Below are 26,410 nucleotides of genomic sequence, written 5' to 3'. Positions count from 1 at the left end.
GCCGCGCCGCGCCCCCGGGACGCGTTGTTGCGTGTGAGGCGCTCTGTCTCCTCAGCGGAGACGCCTTGTGGTCGGGGAGCTGCCCTCAGGCGACCTTCTCGACGAGAAGGCGTCTCGTGTCTGGCCGAAGGCCAACGTCGATGAGCTTCGCCCGGAGCCGGGACGGCCGCTCGAGGTCGGCCCAGTCCCAGCGCACCACGGGGTGGCCCAGCGCGAGAAGGCGGTTCTCACGCCGTTTCTCCCGGCGGATGATCTCGCGGGGGTCCTCTCCCCGGGCCATTTCGGCCCGGAAGTACTTGCCCCACCCGTCGAACTCGCCCACGGGGCCCTCCCCGTACCCGCGCAGGGGAGCTTCGACCCGTTCTGCATCCCAGAAGCAGTCCGTGCGCCCCACCAGCCCCAGAGAGTCGTAGTGCTCCTTTTGGAGCGCCGGTTCTGGGAATCCGAACAGGAGCATGAGCGCCCTGCTCACCGACTCGCCGGGAGACTCGGCGCCGGCTCGGGCCAGGGAGGCGATGAGCGATGCACGCGAGCGCCAGCGCGCATGGCGCAGCACCTCGATGGCGGAGCGCACGTCGAGCCGGTCCAGCAGCGGGGCATCGGCCTGCTGCCGCAGCACGCCATCTGCGACGGTCAGGGCACGGGCAAACCGGCCGACAGCGAGGACCTCGACAAGTGCGGTGGCAGTCGGGGCCAGGTGGAACTCCCCGAGCGTTTCCGGTTCGAGCTTGGGATGGAAGTGCCGACGGACCGGCGGGGGAGCGAGTCGGCGAGCCTTCTCGGCCAGCTCGGAACCGGCAGCCTGGAAGGTCGGGGGCCGTTCGCCGAGCCGTCCGCGGGAGGGCGCCGCAACGTCGATTGAGGTCGGGGCCTTGACCGTGGGAAGGCCTCGAAGGAACAGCGCAGTCTCGCCGCAGAACACGGTCGAAGGATGGGCCTGGGCGAGTGCCGTGGCGGCGAGCAGGAACCGTTCGTGCTCGGCCGCCTGCACCCAGACCGAGGTGGGAACGTAGAAGCCTCTCCTCAGCCGAACCAGCTCCCCCGAGGCAAACCGGGTCCGCGGGCTTTCGGCCACCCCGAGCAGCAGGTGTCTCGTGGCGCAGAGGAGCGAGTCGGCGGGGTCCATGCGCTCAGCATCTCCCCTTCCGGACGGAGCGGGCCCTGAACAGGGGCGCATGTGGACGACACGCCGGACTGGGTCTCCTGTGGAGGACCTTCTAGTCCAGCGCCAAACCCCATGAAGGAGGCGCCTTGTCGCAGCGAGGACGTCATCCGGGTCCTCGTGAGACGCCTTGTGGCAGTGAGGACGGACTGAGGCGACCTCCTCGGCAACGAGGCGTCTCAGGCCCCGGGAGCCCCGGGAGCCCGGGGACCCGGGGCCCCGGCACCCCCGCGAGCCCCGACCGAACGTGAACAGCCGCCATCCCAAACATGAACACTCACACTGTGGGCCGGGCTGTGAGTATTAACCTCGCGCCCCCACGCTTCACCCCGTGTTCACGCCTCCTGTGTCCGCCGTCCTACGGCGAACGGATGGCGAGGTGCTTCACTAGTACCTATGACTACAACGCTGAATGCTGGCATCGATGACCAGCTCACAACGATCGAGCGCAAGCTCATCGCCCTCGACGTCGACGGAACCCTCGTCGACCACTACGGCCACATGTCCCCGGCCATCCGGGAGGTGGGCGGCGCCGTCGTGGGTGCCGGCCACGAGGTGGTCGTCGCCACCGGCCGCTCCCTGGGCGCGACCCTGCCCATCGTCGAACTGCTCGGCGTGGACCGCGGATACGCCGTCTGCAGCAATGGCGGGGTCACCGTGCAGATCCACGCCGGGGCCAACGGCGGCTACACCGTGATCGACCGCCGCTCCTTCGACCCGGCCCCGGTCCTCAAGGCCCTCCGCCGCCGGCTGCCGAACGCCAAGTACGCCCTCGAGGACATCGAGGGCAACTTCCTCTCGACCGAGCGCTTCCAGGACGCGAGCTTCGGCGTCGAGGCCCGCGGCGTGTCCTTCCGCGAGCTGCTCGAGGCCGAGGCCGTGCGCCTCGTCGTGTTCTCGACCGACTCCACTGCGGAGGAGTTCGGGGAGGCCGTCGAGTCCATCGGCCTGCACGGCGTCACCTACTCCGTCGGCTGGACCGCCTGGCTCGACATCGCCGCCCACGGCGTCACCAAGGCCAGCGGGCTCGAGCATGTCCGCCAGCTCGTCGGGATCGGGCGCGAGCACACGGTCGCGATCGGCGACGGCCGCAACGACATCGAGATGCTCCAGTGGGCCGGCCGCGGCGTCGCAATGGGCCAGGCCCCCGACGAGGTCAAGGTCGCCGCCAACGAGGTCACCTCGACCGTCGAGGAGGACGGCGCCGCTGTGATCCTCCGCTCGCTGGTCTAGGCGCACCCCACGCACGACGGCGCGTGGTCGCCGTCGCGGGGTCGCGCGCCCCGGGCAAGGGCACAGGGCCGCGGCCCGGGCCCCGGATGGTCCGGCCTCACTTCCCCGACGCCGCGTCGAGGAGGCCCAGGAGCCGCGCGGCCGCGGGACGGGCCGCCCATTCCTCCGCCCAGTGCGCCCGCGCGACGGCCTTCGACACGGCCTGGGTCGTGATCCCGAGCGCCTCGGCGACGGCCTTCTGCTGGCCGCGGACGCCCGGGGTGAGCAGGTCCAGGACGCGCCACTCCGCCAGAGTGCGCTTCGCGACGGTGAGGCCGACCAGCCTGAGCACCCCCTCGGCGTCGTGCGCGAGGCCCGCATCGGGTCCCTCGACGGCGATCGCCGCCGCGTCCCCGCTCGACTGCGCCCGCTCGACGGCCCGGCGCGAGTACACGAGCGAGGGGCCGCGGGCATCCCCGACGCCCAGCGGCAGCGGCTCGTCGACCGCGCCCACACCGATCCCCACGTTCCACCGGACCTCCCCGCACGCGTCGGGGCGGAGCGCCACGAGGGCCGCTTCGACCGCCGAGGAAGCGTCGGCGAAGACGGCCTGCGCCTCGTCGCCCACGGTCCGGTCGAACGGCACCTCGGGGCGCAGCCGGGCGAGCGCCTTGAGCAGCGCGGGGACCCTGTCCCCGGCCTGCCGGTCGCGCTGGTTGATCGTGACCGTGAACATGGCGGCCAGCCTAGCGGCGGCGCCCGGCCACGTCGGGGAGGCTCAGCCGCTGCGGCGCTGTGCGCGTGCCGCGGCGCGCGCGGCCACCCGCGCTTCCCGCTCGGCGACGCGGGGGTCGGGGACCGGCGGCATTCCCCGCTCGATACCCGCACGCAGGTCGCGGGTCGAGTACCGCTCCGACCAGTCGCCCGCCATGGAGCCTGAGAAGATGCCGACCACCGTGATAACCGCGTAGAGGGGGACGAAGCTCCACAGCACGGCACGCCAGCCTCCGCGCCACACGCCCGGCCGGGACCCGTCGTCGAGCCGCACCGCGCGGAAGCCGCCTGCGTGGTCGCCGAGCGCTCCGACGCTGCCGGACACCATCCCATAGGCGAAGACCAGGGCGAACCAGACGAGCGCGGCAACCGCTGCCGCCGTCCCGCCCGAGACGGACGAGCGCCCGAGCGCGGCGAGCACCGGGACGAGCACCGAGGCAGCTATCGCGGCGACGACCGCGCCGTCCAGCACTCGGCACCAAAAGACCCGGGCGGCGGGGGCAGCCGCGAACTGCTCCCCGGAGGCCGCGACCACGCGGATCTCCCGCCCCGTGGCGGCATCGACCAGTCCTGTGCGCGCTCGCGTCGTCATGCGGCCGGGGCTGCGGTCAGGTCGGCGAGGAGGCCCTCGAGGGTGTCTGCGGAAACGTCCCGGAGCTCGACGGCGTCGGCGGGCTCGCCCACACCGCCGCCGCCGCGCGGCGTCAGCAGCGTCACGGTCGTCGAGGACGTGTAGACGCTCAGTGACTGGTCCGGCCCGTGTGCGGCCAGCGCCGTCACGGTCGTGGCGGCGCGCGTGTCCGCGAGCCGTTCGCCGGCCTGTGCCTCGAACTGGGCCTGGTCGAGCAGGACGGGGTCACCGTCGCGCGCGGCGATCCCGTCGGGGTCCACGAATCCGGCGAGCCACGGCCCGATGCCGGCGGCGGTGAACACGCGGAACGCGTGCAGGCCGGACTCGTCGACCTCCTCGGCGAGCACCCCGCCGTCGTGCACGTACGCGTAGATCCAGCGGCGTCCGGTGGAGACCTGCCGCTCGAGGCGTACGAGCCGCTCCGCGGTGCGGCGCAGCGTGAGCAGGCCCGTATGCTCGACGCCGGCCTCGAGACGGCGCGGCGTCGGGTCACCCTCGGCGTGGACCGGGTACGCGATGCCCTTGGCGAGCAGCCCGCGCAGGGCGACGGCGGCAGCGGCCTCCCGGTAGACTCCCTCCGAGGCGAGCCACGGCAGTTCGACGAGCTGCTCCCTGGCAGGCCCGTCGAGCGCCACGATCTCCTCGTCGGTGAGCGTCGGCAGCTCACGGCCCTCGTCTGCGGCCGAGCCGAGGACCGCGGCAGCCGAGCGCACGTCCCTCTCGGTCCAGGTGATCTGTGCCTGTGTCATCCGAAGAGCCCTCCCACGAAGTCCTTTGCGGCGCCCGCAGCATCGGACACCCCGTCCACCACACTATCGACGGTGTCCGCGACAGCGTCTTTGGCCTCCCCGAAGCCGTCCGCGATCGTCCCGCCGACATCGCCGGCGAAGCTGCTGATGGAGTCCCAGTTGTCGTAGACCAGGTTCCCTACGGTCCACCCGGCGGCGACGAGGCCCGCGCCGATCACCACGGGGGCGCCGATCGGCCCCAGCAGCGCTGCGCCGCCGGCCGTCGCGAGCATCATCGACCCCACGCCGCCCACCGCGGAGAGCCCGCCGGCAACCCGGTCGCCGGTGCCGCGCCACCCGTCGTGGGACGGGCTGATGACGTCGTGGATGCCCCCGGCCACGGCGAACGGCCCGGCGATCGCCCCTGCCCAGCGCAGCGACTGGGAGAACCTGCTCGCGTTCTCGAAGGCCTCGCTGTAGGGCACCCCGGCACGCATGGCCTGGTAGACGTCGGAGAGTCCGTCGCCGCTGCGGATCCCGCGGATGCCGTCCCGCACGAGCTCGCCGACGTCGGCCCAGCTCGTGAAGAGGCTCTTGGTGTCCTTCCAGGCGTCGAGGCCCAGGCGGCCGGCGTTGATCGCGTTCCATGCGGCGGAGCCGAACGCCTTGACCCCGCCGGCCGTCTCGTACACGTCGTACAGGACGCCGAGGGCGCTCGGGGCTCCGGCGGCCAGCGCCCCGGTCGAGGCCTCCGAGGTCTGCTCCTGCGCGTCGGCGTTGGCCAGCAGGGTCCGGGAGGCCTCCTGGAGCTGGCGGGACACCGCCAGGAGCGCCGGCCGGTGCAGACGGCTCCACTGCTGCTTGAACTGCTCGGCGTCGCTGCCGCGCCATACGTCCATTCGGCCCAGGACCGCGCTGAGCTCCTGTCCGCGGCTGCCGAGTTCCTTCGACGCCTTCCCGAACTGCAGCGCCAGCGCGCGCAGCTCCTCGACGTTCGCCCCAGCTCGGATCGTCACCGTTCCCCCTTCGTCTGGGCGCTCCGGGCGCCCACTGGCTCGTGGACAGCCTAGGAGACGGGAACGAGAGGGGGCGATGGGGACCACTCCCCATCGCCCCCTCAAGGACTGCTACTGTTCAGCGGGCTGCCGCCGGGCTCAGTGCCCCTGCTGCTCGAAGCGCTTGATGGAGGCCTCGAGCTCTGCCTCGGCGGCGGCGCGGTCCGCCCAGCCGGCGGGCTTGACCCACTTGCCCGGCTCGAGGTCCTTGTACCGCGTGAAGAAGTGCTCGATCTCCTTGATCAGGAAGTCGTCGAGGTCCGAGGCCTCCTGGATGTGGTCGAAGCGCTTGTCCGCCGGCACGCACACGAGCTTCGCGTCCCCGCCGGACTCGTCCTCCATGTTGAAGATCGCGATCGGGCGGGCCTCCATGACGATGCCGGGGAAGAGGTCCACGTCCGGGTACCAGACGAGGGCGTCGAGCGGGTCGCCGTCCTCGCCGAGGGTGTTGTCGAAGAACCCGTAGTGGGTCGGGTACTGCATGGAGGTGAACAGGACGCGGTCGAGGCGCACGCGCCCGGTCTCGTGGTCCACCTCGTACTTCACGCGGGAGCCGCGCGGGATCTCGATCGTCACATCGTGCTTCATGGGTGCTCCTTGCATGGCCCGCCTGCGGGGCCGGGTCGCGTCGGTCACGGCAGCCGGCACGGGCAAGCCCGGGGGCTCGTCCGCGGCGGCGACTACGATGAAGGATATCTGCCCCGGGGCTGCCCACCCCCAGCCGGGACCGTAAGAGAACCCCGAGGAACGACACACATGAGCACGCAACGCGGACCCCGCGCGCCCCTGACCGGGCTGTGGGCCCCGCTCGCCGCAGCGGTCGCGCTCGCGGTGGCCGTCGCCGTCGTGCTCGTGGCCACCGGGCTCGCGACCCATGCGCGGTCCGCGCTCTTCCCCGCCCCGACGCCCACCGCAACGACCCCCGGGTGGCTCGCGCCGCCGTCGTCCGCGCCGGCCCTCGCAGGAGCCGCGCCGCTGTCCACCGCGGCCCCGGTTCCCGAGGCCGATCGGCTCGCCCGCGACCTCGCGCCCCGGCTCGCGCTGGGCACCGGAAGCATCGGGGGGACCGTGCTCGACGCCGCCACCGGCCGCGTCCTCTTCAGCCAGGCCGGCGGGGACGGGCGCGTCCCGGCGTCCAACCTCAAGCTCCTCACGGCGGCGGCCGTGCTCACCTCCCTGGGGCCCGACGCGCGGCTACGCACCCGCGTCGTCCGCCCCGACGCCGGCACTGTCGTCCTCGCTGGCGGCGGCGATGCAATGCTCGCCGCCGGGTCGTCCCAGCCCGACGCCGTCATGGGCCGCGCCGGCCTGGCGACGCTCGCCGCGGACACCGCGAAGGCGCTCGCCCCGGCCGCCGGGGCCGCGCACGACGCCGCCGCCTCGCCCCAGCCGGCTCCCTCGCCGCCGCGGACCGTCACCGTCCGGCTCGACGACACCCTGTTCACGGGCCCGGCCCTGAGCCCGGCGTGGGACCCGGCCGACGTGGCCGCCGGGGAGATCGCGCCCGTGTACGCCCTCGCCCTCAACGGCGCCCGCGCGGCCCCGGGCGCCGCCGGCCCGCGGCCTGAGGACACGGCACTCGACGCCGCGAACGCCTTCCGTGACGCGCTCGCGGCCGCCCTCGCGGGCACCGGCGTGACGGTCGCCGCCGGCGTCAGCCGTGTAGCGGCACCCGCGGAGGGGCAGGAGTTGGCAGCTGTCGAGAGCGCGCCGCTCGGGGAGCAGGTCGACTACATGCTGCGTGAGTCGGACAACTACCTCGCGGAAGTCCTCGCCCGCCTCGCCGCACACGCACAGGGCGGCCCGGCGGCCAACGAGGGCGCCGTCGCGGCCCTGCGTGCCGCGGCAGTGCAGGTGCTGGGGACTGCGGACGGCCTCGAGATCGCCGACGCCTGCGGCCTCTCCCTCGGCAACCGCATCAGCCCCACGGCCCTCGCGACGCTCGTGCGCGAGATGACCGTGGGGTCGGACGAGCGGCTCCGGGCCGCTCTCGGCGGCTTCCCCGTGGCCGCGCTCGACGGGACCCTCGGCTCGCGGTTCGCCGGGAGCGCGGCGGCCGGGGCCGGCGTCGTGCGTGCGAAGACCGGAACGCTGAACACCGTGGCCGCCCTGAGCGGGTACACCGTCGACGCCGACGGGCGCCTCCTGGCGTTCGCCTTCGTGGCGAACGGCCTGGATCCGGGGCGACGGGGGGAAGCCGTGCAGGCGCTCGACGGCGCGGCCGCGGCCCTCGCGGCGTGCGGCTGCCGATAGCGGCGGGCGGAAGCCGCGCCACGGCCCGCACAGCGGAGGGACAGCAGCATGTGGTCGAATGGAGGCATGGATGCCTCGCAGATGGCCAGCCAACTGATCAACTGGGATCTCGCTGCGTCAACCGCGGCGCGCCTGGCGCCCCCCGGTCCGGCGCTGTCGCCGGCTGAGGCGCGCGACGTCGTCGAGAGCCTGCGGCGCCTCGCCGATGCCTCGGTCGCCCACGTCCACCGCATCACGGGGCTCGACGTCGCTGCGGACCTGCGCGACTCCCAGCTGCTGATCGTGGACCGCGCCTCGTGGGCGAAGGCCAACACGCAGGGCTTCGAGGTCATGATGGACCCGGTTCTGACGCACCTCGTCGAGAAGCGCGCGAGCGAGCTGACCCCCACCGCGGCGAAGGTCGGCGGGGCGATCACGGGGGCCCAGCTCGGCCTCATCCTCGCCTACCTCTCGAGCCGGGTTCTCGGGCAGTACGAGCCGTTCTCGGCCCTCGCGCCCGGGTCCACGGTCCCGCCGGCCGGGCGGCTGCTGCTGGTCGCGCCCAACATCGTCCACATCGAGCGCGAACTCGTGCTCGAGCCCGAGGACTTCCGGCTCTGGGTGTGCCTCCATGAGCAGACGCACCGTGTCCAGTTCGCCGCCGCCCCGTGGCTGCGCGGCCACATGACCGAGCAGATCGGGCAGCTGAGCGAGAGCCTCGTGGGCAACATGGACTCCCTCATGGAACGCGCGACGGCGGTCGCCAAGTCCCTGCGCGACCGCACCGGGAGCGCCTCGGACCTCCCGAGCAAGGGTGCCATCCTCGACCTGCTCCAGGACCCCGCCGAGCGCGCGGCGATCTCCCACCTGACAGCGGTCATGAGCCTGCTCGAGGGGCACGCGAACGTCGTCATGGACGCGATCGACGCCTCGGTCGTGCCCACCGTCAAGACCATCCGGCAGCGGTTCCAGCAGCGGAACGAGAACCGCGGCCCGCTCGAGACGTTCATCCGCCGCCTCCTGGGGCTCGAGGCCAAGATGCGCCAGTACACGGACGGCCAGAAGTTCGTGCGGCACGTCGTCGACGCGGTCGGGATGGCGGGCTTCAACCGTGTGTGGGAGGGCCCCGAGAACCTCCCGACCGAGGAGGAGATCCACGCCCCGGAGACCTGGGTCTCCCGCATGGGCCTGTGACCGCCGGAGACTCCGGAAGCGCCCCCGGTCCCGCCCTCGACCCGGCCCGCGACACCGCCTCGCCCGCCCGGCGCCGGCTCCACCCCGCCGTCGGCGCCGCCCGGAACGCCGTGAAGGCCGCGCTCGCGGAGGCCGGCTGGCCCCGCCGGATCCTCGTCGGCTGTTCCGGCGGCCCGGACTCGCTCGCGCTCGCGGCCGCGGTCGCCCACTTCGCCCGCCGCGGCGGGGTGTCGGGGCACCCGCTCGAGGCGGGCGCCGTCGTCGTCGACCACCAGCTGCAGGAGGGCTCGGGGGAGGTCGCGCGCACGACGGCGGGTGTGCTGGGCGAGCTTGGACTCGCGCCGGTGCGGGTGGTCGCCGTGGACGTCCAGCGCCGGGGCGAGGGGCCCGAGGCCGCTGCGCGTGCCGCGCGGCTCGCCGCCCTCGAGGCCGAGGCGGAGACATGGGGCGCAGGCGCGCTGCTGCTCGGGCACACGCTGGACGACCAGGCCGAGCAGGTGCTCCTCGGGCTGGCCCGGGGGTCAGGGCCCCGGGCCCTCGCGGGCATGCGCCGGGTGCGCGGGCTGTACGTCCGGCCCTTCCTGACGCTGCGCCGCGCCGACACGCTCGACGTGTGCGTCGCCGAGGGCCTCGAACCGTGGTTCGACCCGACGAACGAGGACCCGCGGTTCATGCGCTCGCGGGTCCGCACGGCGACGATGCCGTTCCTCGAGGCCGAGCTCGGGCCCGGCGTCGCAGAGGGCCTCGCGCGCACCGCCGCGCTGCTGGCCGCCGACGCTGACTACCTCGACGGCGAGGCCCAGCGGATCTACGCCGCCCTCGCCGAGGTCACCCCGTCTGCCGCCGAGGTCACCCCGTCTGCCGCCGAGGTCACCCCCTCTGGCCCCGAGGTCACCCCGTCTGCCGCCGAGGTCACCCCTCGCGGCAGGGACATGACCCCTCATCGCGGGGGCGGGCGCGCCGTCGTCCTTCCCGGCCCGGAGCTGCGGGCCCTGCCCCAGGCGCTGCGGAGCCGCGTGATCGCGCTCGCGGTGACCGAGCTGGGAGGCCAGCTCACGTTCGAGCGGCTCTCCGCCGTCGAGCGCCTCCTCGAGCCCCGCGGCTCGGCAGGGCCGGTCGAAGTCGCGGGGCATGTGAGCGCGTTCCGGCAGCCCAGGGACGGCACCCGCAAGGGCGCGGGGCACCGCGGGGGGCTAGTCTTGGTATCGCATCGCTGACCCAGCACCGCGTCACGCCCCAGCAGGCAGGCACACGCTCGACCCCAGGAGCCGCAGGTGGAATCGACCGACGTCCACGCAGACCTCAAACACGTCCTCAAGACGAAGGAGGAGATCCAGAACCGCATCGCCGAGCTCGCCGCCGAGATCGACCGCGACTACGAAGGCCGGGACCTCCTCATCGTCGGAGTCCTCAAGGGCGCCGTCATGGTCATGGCGGACCTGGCGAGGGCCCTGCACTCGCACGTGACGATGGACTGGATGGCGGTCTCGTCCTACGGCTCCGGCACGCAGTCCTCCGGCGTGGTGCGGATCCTCAAGGACCTCGACACGGACCTCATGGGCAAGCACGTCCTCATCGTCGAGGACATCATCGACTCGGGCCTGACCCTCTCGTGGCTCAAGACGAATCTCGAGTCACGCGGCACGGCGTCGGTCGAGATCTGCACGGCCTTCCGCAAGCCCGACGCCGCGAAGGTCAGCATCAATGTCAAGTACGTGGGCTTCGACATCCCGAACGAGTTTGTGGTCGGCTACGGCCTCGACTACGCGGAGAAGTACCGCAACCTCGACTTCGTGGGCACGCTCGCGCCCCACGTCTACGAGTAGGTCGCGCAGACCTCGGTCACTCCGATGCCGGTGGGCAGCGGCGCACGACGCCGCACGGCGGGTTTCGCCGTCAGCGCACCGGTGCGGGGGGAACTTTTGGAGTGAACCGTGCGTGAACGTTTCCGAACGGTGTCATGCTGGTGGCCACAGCCTTCGCGCATGACGGTACCGGTGCACAACAGAAGGGACGGGGTGTAGCCCCGATTTCATGAACGTCAAGAGCTTCGTCAAGGGTCCGGGAATCTGGATCGTTGTGGTCGTCGTCCTGCTCCTGTTGGCCTTCGGAACGCTGGCCCCGGGCGGAAGCACGCGCGTCGACACCTCGGTCGGGCTTCAGCTCCTCAAGGACGGCAAGGCCGAGCAGGCCAAGATCTTCAACGGCGAAGAGCGCGTCGACCTTGTCCTGAAGGACGATTATGTGGTCGATGGCCAGGACAAGGGGAAGAACGTCCAGTTCTTCTTCATCACCCAGCGCGGCGACGACGTCATCAAGGCCGTCAACGACGCCAACCTGTCCAAGGGCTACACGGACCAGCCGGTCGAGAACAACTGGTTCGGCTCCGTCCTGTCCCTCCTGATCCCGGTCCTGCTTCTCGGAGCGGTGTTCTGGTTCCTGCTCTCGCGCATGCAGGGCGGCGGCAGCCAAGTCATGAAGTTCGGCAAGTCCCGGGCCAAGATGATCACCAAGGACATGCCGCAGGTGACCTTCGCGGATGTCGCCGGTGCCGATGAGGCTGTCGAGGAGCTGCACGAGATCAAGGAGTTCCTCCAGGAGCCGGGCAAGTTCCAGGCGGTGGGTGCGAAGATCCCCAAAGGCGTGCTGCTCTACGGCCCTCCCGGGACGGGCAAGACCCTCCTGGCGCGCGCCGTCGCCGGTGAGGCGGGCGTCCCCTTCTTCTCGATCTCGGGCTCGGACTTCGTCGAGATGTTCGTCGGCGTCGGTGCGTCCCGTGTCCGCGATCTGTTCGAGCAGGCCAAGGCGAACGCCCCGGCCATCGTGTTCGTTGATGAGATCGACGCCGTGGGGCGCCACCGCGGCGCCGGGATCGGCGGAGGCAACGACGAGCGCGAGCAGACCCTGAACCAGCTCCTGGTCGAGATGGACGGCTTCGACGTCAAGACGAACGTCATCCTCATCGCGGCGACGAACCGGCCAGACGTCCTGGACCCGGCGCTCCTTCGCCCGGGCCGCTTCGACCGCCAGATCCCGGTGGAGGCGCCGGACCTGCTGGGCCGCGAGCAGATCCTCTCGGTCCACGCCAAGGGCAAGCCCATGGCCTCCAACGTGGACCTCAAGGCGGTCGCGAAGAAGACCCCCGGCTACACGGGCGCTGACCTCGCGAACGTCCTGAACGAGGCGGCGCTCCTCACCGCGCGCTCGAACGCGCAGCTCATCGACGACCGCGCCCTCGACGAGGCCATCGACCGCGTCATGGCAGGCCCGCAGAAGCGCTCGCGCGTGATGAAGGACCTCGAGCGCAAGATCACGGCGTACCACGAGGGCGGCCACGCCCTCGTCGCGGCGGCGCTGCGGAACTCCGCCCCGGTGACGAAGATCACCATCCTCCCGCGCGGACGCGCCCTCGGCTACACCATGGTGGTCCCCGAGGAGGACAAGTACTCGATCACCCGCAACGAGCTCCTCGACCAGCTCGCCTACGCCATGGGCGGCCGCGTCGCCGAGGAGATCGTGTTCCACGACCCGTCCACGGGTGCCTCGAACGACATCGAGAAGGCCACCTCCACCGCACGGAAGATGGTCACCCAGTACGGCATGAGCGAGCGCGTCGGCGCCGTGAAGCTCGGCCAGGGCGGCGGCGAGCCGTTCCTCGGCCGCGACGCGGCGCACGAGCGGAACTACTCCGACCAGGTCGCCTACATCGTGGACGAGGAGGTGCGCCGGCTCATGGACCAGGCGCACGACGAGGCCTACGACATCCTCACCGAGAACCGCGACGTCCTCGACCGGCTGGCCCTCGCACTCCTCGAGCACGAGACGCTCAACCAGAAGGAGATCGCGGCGATCTTCACGGACGTGCGCAAGCGCGACTTCCGCGAGGTGTGGCTCTCCAAGGAGTCCCGCCCGGTGCAGAACATCCCGCCGGTGGAGACCGAGGCGGAGCGCAAGGCGCGCGAGGCGCAGGAGGAGGCGGCGAACGCCCGACGCGAGGAGCCGCTCGACGTCGGCCAGGCGCACCACCCCCATGGCGAGCAGGAGTTCGCCCCCGGCAGCGAGGGCGTGTGACGGCCGTCGCCTCCCCATTTCGCCCGCACCGCTAGGATCGATCCGTGACCCATATTGACGACGACGACGTTTTCGAGCTGCCTGCGGAAGTCCAGGACGTGGACCTGCCCCGCATCGAGGCGGCCGTGCGGGAGATCCTCATCGCCGTCGGTGAGGACCCGGACCGCAGCGGGCTGAAGGACACCCCGAAGCGGGTCGCGAAGGCCTACGCCGAGACCTTCGCGGGCCTGCACATGGATCCTGAGGACGTCCTCGGGGTCACGTTCGACCTCGACCACGAGGAGCTCGTGCTCGTGAAGGACATCCCGTTCTACTCGACGTGCGAGCACCACCTCGTGCCGTTCCACGGTGTCGCCCACGTGGGCTACATCCCCTCCCATGACGGTCGCGTGACCGGACTGAGCAAGCTCGCGCGCCTCGTCGACATCTACGCACGCCGGCCCCAGGTCCAGGAGCGGCTCACGACCCAGGTGGCGGACGCCATCGTCCACCACCTCAAGCCCCGCGGCGTGATCGTGGTCATCTCCTGCGAGCACATGTGCATGTCCATGCGCGGCGTGCGCAAGCCAGGAGCCCACACCGTCACGAGCGCCGTCCGCGGCCAACTGCACGACCCAGCTACCCGCGCCGAAGCCATGAGCCTCATTCTCGGAAGGTGAGTACGATGATGGACTCTCTCGCAGCAGCGCCCGGAACCGGGCCCAACACCTCCCCCCTTCCCGTGCTGCGCCAGGCGCGCGCCCGGGCCACGTTCGCCGGCCTTCCCAGCGACCGCACGGTCGTCATGGGGATCCTCAACGTCACCCCCGACTCATTCAGCGACGGCGGGGACTACGCCACCGCCGACACCGCCATCGCCGCCGGGCTGCGCATGTACTATGCGGGCGCGGACATCATCGATGTCGGCGGCGAGTCGACGCGCCCCGGCGCGGACGAGGTCCCCGAGGACCTCGAGCAGGAGCGCGTCCTCCCCGTGGTCGCGGCCCTCGCGAAGGCCGGCGCCCTCGTGTCGGTGGACACTCGCCGCGCCACCACCGCCGCGAAGGCCATCGCCGCCGGCGCCGCCATCATCAACGACGTCTCCGGGGTGGCCCTCGCCGACGAGATGATCTCGCTCATCGCCGAGACGGGCGTGCACTACGTCCTCATGCACAGCCGTGGCGACTCCAAGAGCATGGACGGACTGGCCGCCTACGGCAACGTGGTCGAGGAGGTCCTCGCGGAGACGAAGGCGCTGCGCGACCGTCTGCGCGCGGGCGGAGTCAAGGATGAGCAGATCATCGTGGACCCGGGTCTGGGCTTCTCGAAGAACGGCGAGCAGAACTGGGAGCTCGTGAAGCACATCGATCGCTTCACCGAGCTTGGCCACCCCGTGCTGGTGGCGGCCTCCCGCAAGCGCTTCATCGGCGAGCTGCTCACCACGGCCGGAAAGGCCGCGCCGCCCAAGCTGCGGGACGCCGGCACCGCCGCGATCACCGTCCTCTCCGCGGCGGCGGGGGCGTGGGGCGTGCGCGTGCACGACGTCGCGGCGAACCTCGATGCCGTCAAGGTCGCCGCCAGGGCGAAGGCCTAGGCAGAGTGGACGGAGGGCCGGTGGCCGGCAGCGTGCGCGTTCGCCCGGACCTGATCACGCTCACGGGCGTGACGGCGACCGGATACCACGGCGTGCTCGACTTCGAGCGGCGCGACGGGCAGCCGTTCGTCGTCGACACCGTCCTGCACACGGACTTCAGCGCGGCGGCCGGCAGCGACGAGCTCGCCCGGACCACGAGCTACGCCGAGGTTGCCGAGCGGATCGTCGCCGTCGTCGAGGGCGAGCCGGTGGACCTCATCGAGACGCTCGCGGTGCGGCTCGCCGACACCCTCCTCGGCGAGTTCCCGGTCGACGCCGTCGAACTCACTGTGCACAAGCCGCAGGCTCCCATCCCGGTCCCGTTCGGCGACGTGTCCGTCACCGTCTTCCGGGAGCGCTGAGATGGCAGGGGAGCGGCACGAGTGGGTCCGGTCAGTCCTGGCCCTCGGCAGCAATCTCGGGGCCCGGGCAGAGACCCTCGCGGAGGCCGTCGCTGACCTTGTCGACCGGCCCGAGGTGCGGCTTGTGGACGTCTCGCCGGTCGTCCAGACCAAGCCGGTGGGAGGGCCCAAGGGCCAGCCGGACTTCCTCAACATGGTCGTGATCGTCGAGACGAACCTCGGCCCGTATGAGCTGCTCGCCCACTGCCACGCCGTCGAGGCCAAGCACCACCGCACGCGCGAGGTCCGGTGGGGTCCCCGCACCCTGGACGTCGACATCATCACCTACGGTGACGTGGCGATCGACGACCCCGAGCTGACCATCCCGCACCCCCGTGCGGCCGAGCGGGCGTTCGTCCTCTTCCCGTGGGTGATGATCGAGCCCACGGCCGTCCTCGAGGGGCATCCGATCGTCGGGCTGCTCGAGGACTGCGCGGACGCGGACGGGGTCGAGGCCTTCGACGTGCTCACCGACCAGGAGACGACATGACGCCGCTGAAGCCGTGGGTGCTGAGCATCGTCGTCGTGCTCGCCGGGATCGTGGGGCTCGCGGTCAACGCATACGCCCAGCGTGCTTCGATGCCGACTCCCGTGCTACCCCTCAGCGCGCTCGCCTCGATGGGCGTCATTGCCGCCGTGACGCTTGTGCTGGGGTTCCGTGTGCTGCGGTGGAGGACGGGGCACCGCAAGCGGATGCTCGACCCCATCTTCGCCGCGCGCACGCTGGTCCTCGGGCACGCCTGCGCGTACGCCGGCGCCGTCCTGCTGGGCTGGCACGCGGGCGTGATCGCGGACCAGATCCCGTTCCTCAGCTCGCGCGCCGACAACCCCGTCGTCCTGCAGGCCCTCGGGATGATGGCGGGGGGAGTCGTGATGGTGACCATCGGCTTCATCGTCGAGCGCTTCTGCCGGATCCCTCCCGAGGACGGCGACGACGCGGAGGGCGCCTCGGGCCGCGATGTCGCCGGCGGCGGCCGTGCCCCGGACGCGGAGGGTGGTCTTGCCTGACCCTTCCGGCCCAGAGGCGTCCTGGCCCGCCGGCCGGCGGCGCGCCCTCGATCCCGACGGGATCGAGTGGAGGCGGCTCGACCCGAAGTACCTGACGCTCCGGCTCGCCGGAACCGCGATCTCCGCGACCGTCTGGACCGCCCTCGCCTGCGCGCCCCTCGCGGCCGGCGCCCTGGGCCTGTTCACGCCTCCGGCCTGGCTCGCCGTCGGGCTTCCGGCGGCGGTCGCAGCCTTGGCCCTGGCCAATCTGGCGCTCGTTCCCCGGAGGGTCCGCGCGATGGCGTACGCCGAGCGGGAGGACGACCTGCTCATCCGCCACGGGCTCCTCGTCCGCCGCGTCGTCGTCGTGCCGTACGGGCGGATGCAGTACGTGGACGTCTCGGTGGGCCCGATCGAGGGCGCCCTCGGGCTCGCGACCGTGAAGCTCCATACCGCGGCCCCCGCCGGGCAGTCGACGGTGCCCATCCCCGGCCTGCCCGACGCCGAGGCGGCGCGGCTCCGGGAGCAGCTGAGCGCGCGCGGCGAGGCGCGCCTGGCAGGACTCTGACCCGATGGGAACCCAGCAGATCCCGGGATCCGCGCACGACGGCGAGTGGCGGCGCGTGCACCCCCTCTCGCCGTGGGTGCGCGGTTGGATCCTCGTCGCGGCGCTGTTCGTGGCTGTCGGGAGGGACTGGTTCGAGGCGCTCCTGTCCGGCGGCGTGAATCGCGGATGGTGGAGCGGGGTCCCCCTGCCGGTCCTCGCCGCGGTGGGGATCGGCGTGGTCGTGCTCGTGGCCGCCGGCTTCATGTTCTCCTGGTGGACCACGCGGTTCGCCGTCGACGCGACCACGGTGCGGCTCCGCAGCGGCATAGTGTTCCGCCAGCTCCGGCAGGCCCGGCTTGACCGCGTGCAGGCCGTGGACCTCGCCCAGCCGCTCCTCGCGCGCCTGTTCGGGCTCGCCGAGCTGCGCTTCGAGGTCGCCGACGCGGGGGAGAGCGCGCTGCGGCTCTCGTTCCTCCCGGTGGCCGAGGCAGAGGCGCTCCGGGCCCAGATCCTCGCGGCCGCCGCGGCAGCGCACTCCACCGAGCAGCTCCGGGCCCCTGAGCGGCTTCCGCACCCCGCGCCGGCCCTTTCCGGCGCGCGCCGCGAGGCCGAGCGGGTGGCGTCCGAGGCTCCGGCTGACCCGGGCGAGGTGCTCGTCGCCGCGGTCCCGGTGGCGCGGATCCTGGCTTCGACCCTGCTGACCCCCTTCGTCATGGTGGCCGGCCTGGCAGCGGCGGCCTCGGTCGCCCTCCAGGTCGCCACCGGAGTCGCCGCTCTCGGCGTCGCCCTCGTGCCGGCCTTCCTCGCCGCGGCAGCGACCGCGTGGGGGAGGATCAACCGGACCTGGAACTTCCGCGTCCTCGCCGCCGGGGACGGCCTCCGCCTCCGCTACGGACTCCTCGAGACCCGCACGCAGACCGTCCCCGCGGGACGGATCCAGGCGGTCGGGATCCGCCAGCCGCTCCTCTGGCGTCCCTTCGGGTGGTGGGCCCTGCACGTGAACGTGGCCGGCTACGGGCAGTCCTCGAGGCAGGAGGAGGCGAAGTCCACCGTCCTGCCCGCCGGGACGCTCGAGGACGTCTTCCGTGTCCTCGGCCTCGTCTTCCCCGACCCGGGCACGGGCCCCGGGTCCGCCCGCGGCGTCGTCCAGGCCGGAATGACCGGGGCGGGCGACGACGGGGGCTTCGCCTCCTCGCCCGGGTCGGCGCGCTGGGTCGACCCGCTCGGGTGGCGCCGCACGGGATTCCTCGCAACAGGGACGGCCGTCCTGTGCCGCCATGGTGCGTTCGCGCGCACGCTCTCGATCGTCCCGCACGGACGCACCCAGTCGGTCGCCCTCACGCAGGGCCCGCTCGAACGGCGGTTCGGCCTCGCCAACGTCGAGCTGCACTCGACGCCCGGACCCGTCCGGCCTGCCGCCCGCCATCTCGCCGTAGCCGACGCCGAGCGGCTCTTCGGTGAGCTGGCCGCCCGGGCCGCGGCAGCGCGCCGTCGTGCGCCCGGGGCGGCGCCGCTTGCGCGCCAGCACCCACCAGTCCGAGCCGAAGGAGACACACCATGAGCACCCCCAGCGACCTCCCCGGCGCCCGGAGCCGCCGGCCCGGACGGCTCGGGATCGGGGTGATCGGGGCGGGCAGGGTCGGCGCGGTGCTGGGCGCGGCGCTGCGCGCGGCTGAGCACGCCGTCGTGGGCGTCTCCGCGGTCTCGGAGGCGAGCCGCGAGCGCGCCGAGCTGCTTCTCCCCGGCGTGCCCGTGCTCGAGATCCCGCAGATCCTCGAGCGGTCGGAGCTCGTCCTGCTCGCGGTGCCCGACGACGCGCTCGGGCCGCTCGTCGAGGGGCTCGCGAAGCTCGGGGCGTGGCAGCCCGGGCAGCTCGTGGCGCACACGTCAGGGCGGCACGGGGTGGGCATCCTCGCGCCCGTCCGTGCCGCCGGTGCGATCCCGCTCGCGATCCATCCCGCGATGACGTTCACGGGGATGTCTCTGGACCTCGGCAGGCTCGCCGACTGCTGCTTCGGCGTGACCGCGGACCCGGCGATGCTCCCGGTCGCGCAGGCCCTCGTGGTCGAGATGGGCGGGGAGCCGGTCGTGGTCGCGGAGGGAGACCGGGTGGCGTACCACGCGGCCCTCGCGCACGGGTCCAACCACCTCGTGACGATCGCATCCCAGGCGGCGGAGATCTTGAGCAGGATTGGGATCGAGAACCCCTCGGCCGTGCTGGGGCCGCTGCTGCGGGCATCGCTGGACAACGCGCTCTCGGTCGGCGAGACGGCGCTCACCGGGCCCGTCGCGCGCGGCGACGTCGGCACGGTGGCCGCGCACGTGGAGGCCCTGGCCGAGCTCGGGGCCGACCCCGGAGGAGCGGGCTCCGCCGATATCCTTGACGCGTACCGGGCCATGGCCCGTGCGACGGCCGTGCGGGCCGACCGCCGCGGGATGCTGCCGGCGGGCAGGCGCGCGGAGCTCGAACGGGCCCTCGGGGGATCCCCGACCGGCTCGGACGCCGACCCCGACGCCGCCCCAGGAGAGGACCGCTGATGCCCACGCAGCCCATCGAGATCGTGCACACCCGTGGCGACCTGCAGGCCGCCATCTCGCGCCATCTCGCCGGGACGCGGCGCCGCTCACTGGAGGTCGGCGCCGAGAACGTCCGGGTCCGCAGGTCCGCCGGGACTCCCTCCCTCGGGCTCGTGCCCACCATGGGCGCGCTCCATGCCGGCCACCGGGCGCTGGCCGAATCCGCCGTGGCGGGCAACGACGTCGTCGTCGCCAGCGTCTTCGTGAACCCCCTGCAGTTCGGCGACGCGGCCGACCTTGAACGCTACCCGCGCACGCTCGAGGCCGATGCGGCGCTGCTGGAGGAGGCCGGCGTCGACATCGTCTTCGCGCCGTCCGTCGAGGAGATGTACCCCGGCGGCGAGCCGGAGGTGCGCGTCACGGCCGGTCCGCTCGCGGAGAAGTGGGAGGGCGCGTCCCGGCCCGGGCACTTCGACGGCGTGTGCACGGTGGTCTCGAAGCTGTTCCACCTCGCGATGCCGGGCGGGTTCGACGGCGGCCGGGTTGCCTACCGCGCCTACTTCGGCCAGAAGGACGCCCAGCAGGTCGCAGTGGTGCGGCGCATGGTGAAGGACCTCGACTTCCCCGTGGAGGTCGTCGCCGTGCCCATCGTGCGGGACGCCGACGGGCTGGCCCTCTCGAGCCGGAACCGGTTCCTGTCAGGCCAGGAGCGCGACGCCGCCCTCGTCCTCTCGCGGGCACTGCGGCTCCTCGAGGCGCGGGCCTGGGCGCACGAGCCGCTCAACCCGGACGACGCCGAGGAGCTCATCCGCTCGCAGCCGCTCGTGGAGCTCGACTACCTGGACGTCGTCGACACGGACACGCTCGAACCGCTCGCCTTCAACTGCCGGGAGACGCCGTTCACGGGCGAGGCGCTCGCGATTGTCGCGGCAAAGGTCGGACCGGTCCGGCTCATCGACAACATGCCGCTCCGCGCGCGCTGACCCCGCCCCGCCGGCGCCCCACCCCCGTTTCGGGTACAGATAATGCGCGCTCAAACAGTTTCGGGTACAGATAATGCGCTCCTAGGCCGTTTCGGGTACGGGTAGCGTCCGGGCCGATCGTCCGGAAGGTCGGTCGTCGCCGCGTGCTCGATTGCCGGGGAGCACTGCACATACGCCACGACGGCTTCCTGCCTCTCGCGCCGGAGACCTGCGTCCTGGCGAGGTCGCAGCGCGAGGCACCGACCGGGGTCGTGCATTCCACGTCGCGAAGTTTCGCGTACCCGGAAGGAGGAGGGGGCGTTTTGGCGTACCCGGAAGGGGAGGGTCAGCTGGCGAAGAAGTCCGCGAGACGGTCGACCAGCGCCTTGGCCGGCCGGGTCGGCGCATCGTGCGCGAGCTTGGGCAGGACGTCGAAGTCGGAGGCCGGCAGGACGCCGTCGAGCTTCTGGGCGGCGTCGGCGAAGTACTCGGGGCTCGCCCCACCGGCGAGGATCAGGGTCTCGAGCGGGAGCTCGTCGAAGCCCTTCGCCTCGGCATCGGCGGCGACGACCGCGCGGATCTCTGCCGGGCCGGTCGGGAGCAGCCGCGAGAGCTCCTTCCCGATCGGCATCCGGCTGCCGATCCGGTTGAGGACCGTCAGGACGGGAAGCGGCAGCTTCGAGACCGGACCGGCGGTCTGGAGTCCGCGGAGCAGCACGGCCAGCGCCTTCTCCTCGTCGCCCGCGGCGAGGGACTCCTCGAACTCGCGCAGCCAGGGGGCTTTGATGCTGCCCTCGAAGGAGATGATCGGGTCGTACACCGCGAGTCGGCCGATCTCGAGCTCCCGCCCGGCGTGCAGCGCGATGCACCCGCCGTAGTTGTGCCCGAACACCGCCTCGGTCTGCGTGCGCTCGAGCACGGCGGCCAGATCCGCGATCTCCGTGGTCAGCGAGTAGTCGGCCGGCTGCGGCGACGACCCGCCCCGGCCGCGCCGGTTGTACACGTGGACCGGGGCGTGGAGGGCCTCGGCGAGGCGGAGAGCGAGCTCCTTGTACAGCTCCGCCGTCACCATGGATCCGTGCACGACGACGACACCTCCCGCCGCGGCCTTCTCCTGTTCCGAGGCCCTGCCGAGAGCGGTGAAGAGCTCGAGGACGGCCCCGTCCTCGCTGGTGACGGTCGACGTGGAGAGCTGCGTGGCGGCCATGCACCGAGCCTAGCGGGAATCCCCGAGTCCCGAGCCGCAGGGACGAGAAACTAGAATTGTCTTCCGTGACCGCAGAGAACCCCTCCCTCCCCGCCGCAGAGCCCGCCGACGCCAGCGAACAGATGCACATCCGCCGGGACAAGCGGGAGAAGCTTCTCGCCAATGGCGAACAGCCGTACCCGGTGGTCCTGCCGCGCACGCATTCGCTCGCCGAGGTCCGCGAGAAGTACCCCGAGCTCGAGCCGGACACGGCTACGGGGGAGAAGGTCGGCGTCGCCGGACGTGTGGTGTTCATCCGCAACACGGGCAAGCTGTGCTTCGCGACGCTTCAGGAAGGCGACGGCACGCGCCTCCAGGCCATGCTGTCCCTCGCCAACGTGGGTGAGCAGCGCCTCGCCGACTGGAAGTCGCTCGTTGACCTCGGCGACCACGTGTTCGTCACCGGAGAGGTCATCTCGTCGCGCCGCGGCGAGCTCTCGGTCATGGTCGACTCGTGGCAGATGGCCTCCAAGGCGCTCCGGCCGCTCCCGACCCTGCATGCGGGGCTCAACGAGGAGACGCGGGTCCGCCAGCGCTACGTGGACCTCCTCGTGCGCGAGGAGGCGCGGCAGATGGTCTACACGCGCTCAAAGATCACCAAGAGCATCCGCGACACCCTCGACGCGCACGGGTACGTCGAGGTCGAGACGCCCATGCTGAACCTCGTCCACGGCGGCGCGACCGCGCGCCCCTTCGCCACGCACCTGAACGCGTTCGACCAGCACATGACGCTGCGCATCGCCACCGAGCTGTACCTCAAGAGGGCGGTGGTCGGCGGGATCGAGCGCGTCTACGAGATCGGCCGCGTGTTCCGCAACGAGGGCGTCGACTCGACCCACAGCCCCGAGTTCACCACGCTCGAGTGCTACGAGGCGTACGCCGACCAGTTCACCATGGCCGAGCGCATGAAGGAGATCATCCTCAACGTCGCCGATGTGGTGGGCACCCGCCAGATCGAGACGCCCGCCGGCACGATCGACCTCGACGGCGAGTGGCGCTGGCTCGGCGTCTATCCCGGACTGTCCGAGGCCGTCGGTGAGGAGATCACGCCCGACACTCCGCTCGAGCGCCTCCTCGAGGTCGGCGAGAGGCACGGCGTCAAGACCGACGCCCTCTGGACCCAGGAGAAGGCCGTCATCGAGCTGTTCGGCGAGATCGTCGAACCCACGCTGCTCAACCCGACCTTCGTCTACGACTATCCGCCCTCGGCCCAGCCCCTCGCGCGCCCGCACCGCGAGGACCCGCGCCTCATCGAGGCATGGGACCTCATCATCGGCGGCATGGAGCGCGGCACGGCCTTCTCCGAGCTGATCGACCCCGTCATCCAGCGGGAGCGGCTGACGGAGCAGTCCCGCCTCGCGGCGGAAGGCGACGACGAGGCCATGGCCCTGGACGAGGACTTCCTCCGGGCGCTCGAATACGGTGCCCCGCCCATGGGCGGCATCGGCCTCGGCGTGGACCGCCTCGTCATGCTGTTCACGCAGGCGGGCATCCGCGAAACGATCCTCTTCCCGCTCCTCAAGCCGGAGGCCAACTGATGGAATACGTGCTCGTCCTTCTGCCGTCCGTGGTAGTCGGCCTCATTTTCTGGTTCGCCATGCGCGCCATCTTCAATGCGGACAAGTCCGAGCGTGAGGCGCTCGCGCGCGCGGAGCGCGAGTCGGGAGAACACCCCACGAATTGATGCCTTATTCACAGGTGGCGCACGTGCTTTTGACGTGCGCCATTTGTGCCTTCATACTGATATCGCTCGGCATGACCCGCCTCATATCGACGCGGAGGGCCGATTGCTTGAACTCCCCATTGCCTCGCCCCCAGCGATGACAGAGAAGAGAGCTTAGATATGGCACAGAAGGTCCAGATTATTCTTGAGGACGACATCGACGGAGGGAAGGCCGACGAGACCGTCCGCTTCAGCCTCGACGGGTCGAACTACGAGATCGATCTTTCCTCGGCGAATGCCGAGAAGCTCCGCAAGGCGCTTGCGGAGTTCATTTCTGCGGGCCGCAAGGCAAGTGTTCGGGGTGCCGCAGCCCCGAAGGCCCGCGCAGCGTCCTCCTCGCGCAATTCAGATTCCGCGAAGATCCGCCAGTGGGCCCGTGACAATGGCTACAACGTGAATGCCCGCGGCCGGATCCAGGCCGAGATCCAGGAGGCCTACCACAAGGCGAATGCCTGATCAGCCTCAATTTGGCTAAATCTCCGTCCATGGGGGGCCGGGGAAGGGAAATCCCGATGCGCGCGGCGCACCGGGATTTCTCGTTTTTGCGAAGCGTATTTCCGCTGCTCTGCAGCGCGTACGACGACGGACGGCTGGGGTCGGCGCGGCGGCCACCCGCCGTCGGACTCGCCGGGCGGGGCGACGGCGCCGGTTCACCCTGTGGCGAACAGCCCTCTGCGTGCGGGCACCCGGCACGTAGCATCGAGATACGCAAGTGACGCACCCAAGCTAAACCGGGGAGTTCGAGCAATGTTCGAGAGATTCACAGACCGCGCCCGCCGCGTGGTGGTGCTGGCCCAAGAAGAGGCCCGCATGCTCAACCACAACTACATCGGGACCGAGCACATCCTCCTCGGGCTGATCCACGAGGGCGAAGGGGTCGCGGCCAAGGCTCTCGAATCCCTGAGCATCTCGCTGGACGGCGTCCGCGAGCAGGTGCAGGAGATCATCGGGCAGGGCCAGCAGGCCCCGTCCGGCCACATCCCCTTCACGCCTCGCGCCAAGAAGGTGCTTGAGCTCTCGCTCCGCGAGGCGCTCCAGCTCGGCCACAACTACATCGGCACGGAGCACATCCTCCTCGGCCTCATCCGTGAGGGCGAGGGTGTGGCGGCCCAGGTGCTGGTCAAGCTCGGCGCGGACCTCAACAGGGTCCGCCAGCAGGTCATCCAGCTGCTGTCGGGCTACCAGGGCAAGGAGACCACGTCCGCCGGTGCCGGCTCCGGCCAGCCCGAGGGCACGCCCGCGGGCTCCGTCGTGCTGGACCAGTTCGGGCGCAACCTCACGCAGGCCGCGCGCGAGAACAAGCTCGACCCGGTGATCGGGCGCGAGCACGAGATGGAACGCGTCATGCAGGTCCTCTCGCGCCGCACCAAGAACAACCCGGTCCTCATTGGCGAGCCCGGCGTCGGCAAGACCGCCGTCGTGGAGGGCCTCGCCCAGGCCATCGTGCGCGGGGACGTCCCGGAGACCATCAAGGACAAGCAGCTGTACACGCTTGACCTCGGCTCCCTCGTGGCCGGCTCCCGCTACCGCGGCGACTTCGAGGAACGCCTCAAGAAGGTCCTCAAGGAGATCCGCACCCGCGGCGACATCATCCTGTTCATCGACGAGATCCACACCCTCGTCGGTGCGGGTGCCGCCGAGGGCGCGATCGACGCCGCGAGCATCCTCAAGCCGATGCTCGCCCGCGGCGAGCTGCAGACCATCGGTGCCACCACGCTCGACGAGTACCGCAAGCACATCGAGAAGGACGCCGCCCTCGAGCGCCGCTTCCAGCCGATCCAGGTCTCCGAGCCGACGGTCGCGCTCGCGATCGAGATCCTCAAGGGCCTGCGCGACCGGTACGAGGCGCACCACCGCGTGACCATCACGGACGGCGCCCTCGCCGCCGCGGCGAACCTTGCCGAGCGGTACATCTCGGACCGGTTCCTCCCGGACAAGGCCATCGACCTCATCGACGAGGCGGGCGCGCGCCTGCGCATCCGCCGGATGACGGCACCGCCGGAGCTCAAGGAGCTCGACGAGCGCATCGCCGGCCTCAAGCTCGAGAAGGAGTCCGCGATCGACGCGCAGGACTTCGAGGGCGCCGCCTCGCTGCGCGACAAGGAGCAGAAGCTCATCGCGGAGCGCGCCGAGCGCGAGCGTGCCTGGAAGTCCGGCGACATGGACGGCGTGGCCGAGGTGGACGAGGACCTGATCGCCGAGGTGCTCGCCAACTCGACCGGCATCCCGGTGTTCAAGCTGACCGAGGAGGAGTCCAGCCGCCTGCTCCACATGGAGGACGAGCTGCACAAGCGGGTCGTCGGGCAGGACGACGCGATCAAGGCGCTCTCCCGCTCGATCCGCCGCACCCGTGCCGGCCTCAAGGACCCGAAGCGTCCCGGCGGCTCGTTCATCTTCGCCGGCCCGACCGGCGTCGGCAAGACCGAGCTCGCCAAGGCACTCGCCGAGTTCCTCTTCGGCGAGGAGGACGCGCTCATCACGCTGGACATGTCCGAGTTCTCCGAGAAGCACACGGTCTCGCGGCTCTTCGGTGCACCTCCCGGGTACGTGGGCTACGAGGAAGGCGGACAGCTCACCGAGAAGGTCCGCCGCCGCCCGTTCTCCGTGGTGCTGTTCGACGAGGTGGAGAAGGCCCACGCGGACCTGTTCAACTCGCTCCTGCAGATCCTCGAGGACGGCCGCCTCACGGACTCCCAGGGCCGCGTGGTGGACTTCAAGAACACCGTGATCATCATGACCACGAACCTCGGCACCCGGGACATCTCCAAGGGCGTCATGACGGGCTTCCAGTCCGGCACCGACACCAAGACCGGGTACGAGCGCATGAAGTCGCGCGTGACCGAGGAGCTCAAGCAGCACTTCCGCCCCGAGTTCCTCAACCGCGTCGATGACATCGTGGTGTTCCCGCAGCTGACGCAGGAGCAGATCATCGAGATTGTCGACCTGATGATCGCCCGCCTCGAGCAGCGCCTCAAGGACAAGGACATGGGCATCGAGCTCACCCAGGCCGCCAAGGTCCTGCTCGCCACCCGCGGGTACGACCCGACGATGGGTGCCCGTCCGCTGCGCCGCACGATCCAGTCCGAGATCGAGGACCAGCTGTCGGAGAAGATCCTCTTCGGGGACCTCTCCGCGGGCGACATCGTGGTCATCGACGCCGAGGGCGAAGGCGACGAGGCGAAGTTCACCTTCACCGGCATGCCCCGTCCCCAGGTCCCCGAGGTCGTGACCCTCGCCAAGGGCAGCGGCAAGGAACTGGGCGCGTAACGCCCGTCCACAGCCGCAGCCACAGCGCACGACGGCGGCCCCCCACCTTCCGAGGTGGGGGGCCGTTGCGCTGTGGGGTGGTCGCATCG

The 26,410-nt window shown here is 71.5% G+C and carries 26 protein-coding genes; 19 read left to right on the top strand and 7 right to left on the bottom strand.

Going from position 1 to position 26,410, the window contains the following annotated elements:
* Positions 1–85 precede the first annotated feature (85 nt).
* Positions 86–1,126, bottom strand: a complete 1,041-nt coding sequence (locus ABD298_RS11710) for a hypothetical protein (protein ID WP_344299887.1) — start codon at positions 1,124–1,126, stop codon at positions 86–88.
* 432 nt (positions 1,127–1,558) lie between these two features.
* Between ABD298_RS11710 and ABD298_RS11705 the strand changes: the two genes are divergently transcribed.
* Positions 1,559–2,395: an HAD family hydrolase gene (locus ABD298_RS11705; protein WP_344299886.1), complete on the top strand. Its 837-nt coding sequence runs from the start codon at positions 1,559–1,561 to the stop codon at positions 2,393–2,395.
* Between the two features lie 97 nt (positions 2,396–2,492).
* On the opposite strand, the gene ABD298_RS11700 is transcribed toward ABD298_RS11705, so the two are convergent.
* The 5 genes from ABD298_RS11700 to ABD298_RS11680 form a co-directional block, all read right to left on the bottom strand.
* On the bottom strand, positions 2,493–3,110 hold the full coding sequence (locus ABD298_RS11700; RefSeq protein ID WP_344299885.1) for a hypothetical protein: 618 nt from the start codon (positions 3,108–3,110) through the stop codon (positions 2,493–2,495).
* A 42-nt stretch (positions 3,111–3,152) separates the two neighbouring features.
* Positions 3,153–3,740, bottom strand: a complete 588-nt coding sequence (locus ABD298_RS11695) for an RDD family protein (RefSeq protein WP_344299884.1) — start codon at positions 3,738–3,740, stop codon at positions 3,153–3,155.
* Positions 3,737–4,528: a hypothetical protein gene (locus ABD298_RS11690; protein ID WP_344299883.1), complete on the bottom strand. Its 792-nt coding sequence runs from the start codon at positions 4,526–4,528 to the stop codon at positions 3,737–3,739. Before ABD298_RS11690 ends, ABD298_RS11695 begins: the two co-directional genes overlap by 4 nt.
* Positions 4,525–5,523, bottom strand: coding sequence for a WXG100 family type VII secretion target (locus ABD298_RS11685; RefSeq protein ID WP_344299882.1), 999 nt, complete (start codon positions 5,521–5,523; stop codon positions 4,525–4,527). The genes ABD298_RS11690 and ABD298_RS11685 overlap by 4 nt, the downstream gene beginning before the upstream one ends.
* Positions 5,524–5,661: 138 nt before the next feature.
* On the bottom strand, positions 5,662–6,150 hold the full coding sequence (locus ABD298_RS11680; protein WP_344299881.1) for an inorganic diphosphatase: 489 nt from the start codon (positions 6,148–6,150) through the stop codon (positions 5,662–5,664).
* A 168-nt stretch (positions 6,151–6,318) separates the two neighbouring features.
* Between ABD298_RS11680 and dacB the strand changes: the two genes are divergently transcribed.
* From dacB to panC, 14 genes are all read left to right on the top strand, one after another.
* Positions 6,319–7,815 (top strand): D-alanyl-D-alanine carboxypeptidase/D-alanyl-D-alanine endopeptidase, encoded by a 1,497-nt coding sequence (dacB, locus tag ABD298_RS11675; protein WP_344299880.1) that lies wholly within the window; start codon positions 6,319–6,321, stop codon positions 7,813–7,815.
* A 66-nt stretch (positions 7,816–7,881) separates the two neighbouring features.
* Positions 7,882–8,988 (top strand): zinc-dependent metalloprotease, encoded by a 1,107-nt coding sequence (locus ABD298_RS11670; RefSeq protein WP_208711225.1) that lies wholly within the window; start codon positions 7,882–7,884, stop codon positions 8,986–8,988.
* A 110-nt stretch (positions 8,989–9,098) separates the two neighbouring features.
* A complete protein-coding gene (tilS, locus tag ABD298_RS11665; protein ID WP_344300194.1) occupies positions 9,099–10,205 on the top strand; it encodes a tRNA lysidine(34) synthetase TilS in 1,107 nt (368 codons plus the stop codon).
* Positions 10,206–10,262: 57 nt separating this feature from the next.
* Entirely contained in the window at positions 10,263–10,814 is a 552-nt protein-coding gene (gene hpt / locus ABD298_RS11660) for a hypoxanthine phosphoribosyltransferase (RefSeq protein ID WP_344299879.1), read from the top strand.
* A gap of 208 nt (positions 10,815–11,022) precedes the next feature.
* Positions 11,023–13,059 carry an ATP-dependent zinc metalloprotease FtsH gene (gene ftsH / locus ABD298_RS11655; protein WP_344299878.1) on the top strand — a complete coding sequence of 679 codons (2,037 nt, stop codon included), beginning with the start codon at positions 11,023–11,025 and terminating at the stop codon, positions 13,057–13,059.
* A 44-nt stretch (positions 13,060–13,103) separates the two neighbouring features.
* Complete coding sequence (folE, locus tag ABD298_RS11650; RefSeq protein WP_344299877.1) at positions 13,104–13,718, top strand: GTP cyclohydrolase I FolE; 615 nt, start codon at positions 13,104–13,106, stop codon at positions 13,716–13,718.
* Positions 13,719–13,726: 8 nt separating this feature from the next.
* Positions 13,727–14,632 (top strand): dihydropteroate synthase, encoded by a 906-nt coding sequence (gene folP / locus ABD298_RS11645; RefSeq protein ID WP_344300193.1) that lies wholly within the window; start codon positions 13,727–13,729, stop codon positions 14,630–14,632.
* Positions 14,633–14,652: 20 nt separating this feature from the next.
* Positions 14,653–15,033: a dihydroneopterin aldolase gene (gene folB / locus ABD298_RS11640; RefSeq protein WP_344299876.1), complete on the top strand. Its 381-nt coding sequence runs from the start codon at positions 14,653–14,655 to the stop codon at positions 15,031–15,033.
* A gap of 1 nt (position 15,034) precedes the next feature.
* Positions 15,035–15,562 carry a 2-amino-4-hydroxy-6-hydroxymethyldihydropteridine diphosphokinase gene (gene folK / locus ABD298_RS11635; RefSeq protein WP_344299875.1) on the top strand — a complete coding sequence of 176 codons (528 nt, stop codon included), beginning with the start codon at positions 15,035–15,037 and terminating at the stop codon, positions 15,560–15,562.
* Complete coding sequence (locus ABD298_RS11630; protein ID WP_344299873.1) at positions 15,559–16,080, top strand: DUF3180 domain-containing protein; 522 nt, start codon at positions 15,559–15,561, stop codon at positions 16,078–16,080. Before folK ends, ABD298_RS11630 begins: the two co-directional genes overlap by 4 nt.
* Positions 16,073–16,627, top strand: coding sequence for a PH domain-containing protein (locus ABD298_RS11625; protein WP_344299872.1), 555 nt, complete (start codon positions 16,073–16,075; stop codon positions 16,625–16,627). Before ABD298_RS11630 ends, ABD298_RS11625 begins: the two co-directional genes overlap by 8 nt.
* Before the next feature lie 4 nt (positions 16,628–16,631).
* Positions 16,632–18,167: a PH domain-containing protein gene (locus ABD298_RS11620; RefSeq protein ID WP_344299871.1), complete on the top strand. Its 1,536-nt coding sequence runs from the start codon at positions 16,632–16,634 to the stop codon at positions 18,165–18,167.
* Complete coding sequence (locus ABD298_RS11615; RefSeq protein ID WP_344299870.1) at positions 18,164–19,144, top strand: Rossmann-like and DUF2520 domain-containing protein; 981 nt, start codon at positions 18,164–18,166, stop codon at positions 19,142–19,144. The genes ABD298_RS11620 and ABD298_RS11615 overlap by 4 nt, the downstream gene beginning before the upstream one ends.
* Entirely contained in the window at positions 19,144–20,106 is a 963-nt protein-coding gene (panC, locus tag ABD298_RS11610; RefSeq protein ID WP_344299869.1) for a pantoate--beta-alanine ligase, read from the top strand. Before ABD298_RS11615 ends, panC begins: the two co-directional genes overlap by 1 nt.
* A 325-nt stretch (positions 20,107–20,431) precedes the next feature.
* Here panC and ABD298_RS11605 read toward each other — a convergent pair whose 3' ends face one another.
* Entirely contained in the window at positions 20,432–21,292 is an 861-nt protein-coding gene (locus ABD298_RS11605; protein WP_344299868.1) for an alpha/beta fold hydrolase, read from the bottom strand.
* Positions 21,293–21,414: 122 nt separating this feature from the next.
* Between ABD298_RS11605 and lysS the strand changes: the two genes are divergently transcribed.
* From lysS to ABD298_RS11585, 4 genes are all read left to right on the top strand, one after another.
* The gene (gene lysS / locus ABD298_RS11600; protein WP_344300192.1) at positions 21,415–22,869 is read left to right on the top strand and encodes a lysine--tRNA ligase; all 1,455 of its coding nucleotides are present in this window, start codon (positions 21,415–21,417) and stop codon (positions 22,867–22,869) included.
* Positions 22,869–23,015 carry a hypothetical protein gene (locus tag ABD298_RS11595; RefSeq protein WP_208711235.1) on the top strand — a complete coding sequence of 49 codons (147 nt, stop codon included), beginning with the start codon at positions 22,869–22,871 and terminating at the stop codon, positions 23,013–23,015. The genes lysS and ABD298_RS11595 overlap by 1 nt, the downstream gene beginning before the upstream one ends.
* A gap of 159 nt (positions 23,016–23,174) precedes the next feature.
* Positions 23,175–23,510: a histone-like nucleoid-structuring protein Lsr2 gene (locus ABD298_RS11590; protein ID WP_344299867.1), complete on the top strand. Its 336-nt coding sequence runs from the start codon at positions 23,175–23,177 to the stop codon at positions 23,508–23,510.
* A gap of 291 nt (positions 23,511–23,801) precedes the next feature.
* The gene (locus tag ABD298_RS11585; RefSeq protein ID WP_344299866.1) at positions 23,802–26,321 is read left to right on the top strand and encodes an ATP-dependent Clp protease ATP-binding subunit; all 2,520 of its coding nucleotides are present in this window, start codon (positions 23,802–23,804) and stop codon (positions 26,319–26,321) included.
* The last annotated feature ends 89 nt before the right edge of the window (positions 26,322–26,410 follow it).

Origin of the sequence: Sinomonas flava (assembly GCF_039531875.1) — a bacterium.
In the GTDB taxonomy this organism is placed as follows: domain Bacteria; phylum Actinomycetota; class Actinomycetes; order Actinomycetales; family Micrococcaceae; genus Sinomonas; species Sinomonas flava.
This window is presented reverse-complemented; position numbering and strand designations above follow the sequence as displayed.

What these genes read in the sequence shown, in the direction of transcription:
- folP (WP_344300193.1), top strand. Translation starts at nt 13,727, where the DNA reads ATGGACTCTCTCGCAGCAGCGCCCGGAACCGGGCCCAACACCTCCCCC.
- ABD298_RS11680 (WP_344299881.1), bottom strand. Translation starts at nt 6,150, where the DNA reads ATGAAGCACGATGTGACGATCGAGATCCCGCGCGGCTCCCGCGTGAAG.
- ABD298_RS11595 (WP_208711235.1), top strand. Translation starts at nt 22,869, where the DNA reads ATGGAATACGTGCTCGTCCTTCTGCCGTCCGTGGTAGTCGGCCTCATT.
- panC (WP_344299869.1), top strand. Translation starts at nt 19,144, where the DNA reads ATGCCCACGCAGCCCATCGAGATCGTGCACACCCGTGGCGACCTGCAG.
- ftsH (WP_344299878.1), top strand. Translation starts at nt 11,023, where the DNA reads ATGAACGTCAAGAGCTTCGTCAAGGGTCCGGGAATCTGGATCGTTGTG.
- folK (WP_344299875.1), top strand. Translation starts at nt 15,035, where the DNA reads ATGGCAGGGGAGCGGCACGAGTGGGTCCGGTCAGTCCTGGCCCTCGGC.
- ABD298_RS11710 (WP_344299887.1), bottom strand. Translation starts at nt 1,126, where the DNA reads ATGGACCCCGCCGACTCGCTCCTCTGCGCCACGAGACACCTGCTGCTC.
- ABD298_RS11615 (WP_344299870.1), top strand. Translation starts at nt 18,164, where the DNA reads ATGAGCACCCCCAGCGACCTCCCCGGCGCCCGGAGCCGCCGGCCCGGA.
- ABD298_RS11695 (WP_344299884.1), bottom strand. Translation starts at nt 3,740, where the DNA reads ATGACGACGCGAGCGCGCACAGGACTGGTCGATGCCGCCACGGGGCGG.
- ABD298_RS11590 (WP_344299867.1), top strand. Translation starts at nt 23,175, where the DNA reads ATGGCACAGAAGGTCCAGATTATTCTTGAGGACGACATCGACGGAGGG.
- lysS (WP_344300192.1), top strand. Translation starts at nt 21,415, where the DNA reads ATGCACATCCGCCGGGACAAGCGGGAGAAGCTTCTCGCCAATGGCGAA.
- ABD298_RS11690 (WP_344299883.1), bottom strand. Translation starts at nt 4,528, where the DNA reads ATGACACAGGCACAGATCACCTGGACCGAGAGGGACGTGCGCTCGGCT.
- ABD298_RS11630 (WP_344299873.1), top strand. Translation starts at nt 15,559, where the DNA reads ATGACGCCGCTGAAGCCGTGGGTGCTGAGCATCGTCGTCGTGCTCGCC.
- ABD298_RS11670 (WP_208711225.1), top strand. Translation starts at nt 7,882, where the DNA reads ATGGATGCCTCGCAGATGGCCAGCCAACTGATCAACTGGGATCTCGCT.
- ABD298_RS11605 (WP_344299868.1), bottom strand. Translation starts at nt 21,292, where the DNA reads ATGGCCGCCACGCAGCTCTCCACGTCGACCGTCACCAGCGAGGACGGG.
- ABD298_RS11620 (WP_344299871.1), top strand. Translation starts at nt 16,632, where the DNA reads ATGGGAACCCAGCAGATCCCGGGATCCGCGCACGACGGCGAGTGGCGG.
- ABD298_RS11700 (WP_344299885.1), bottom strand. Translation starts at nt 3,110, where the DNA reads ATGTTCACGGTCACGATCAACCAGCGCGACCGGCAGGCCGGGGACAGG.
- ABD298_RS11585 (WP_344299866.1), top strand. Translation starts at nt 23,802, where the DNA reads ATGTTCGAGAGATTCACAGACCGCGCCCGCCGCGTGGTGGTGCTGGCC.
- dacB (WP_344299880.1), top strand. Translation starts at nt 6,319, where the DNA reads ATGAGCACGCAACGCGGACCCCGCGCGCCCCTGACCGGGCTGTGGGCC.
- ABD298_RS11705 (WP_344299886.1), top strand. Translation starts at nt 1,559, where the DNA reads ATGACTACAACGCTGAATGCTGGCATCGATGACCAGCTCACAACGATC.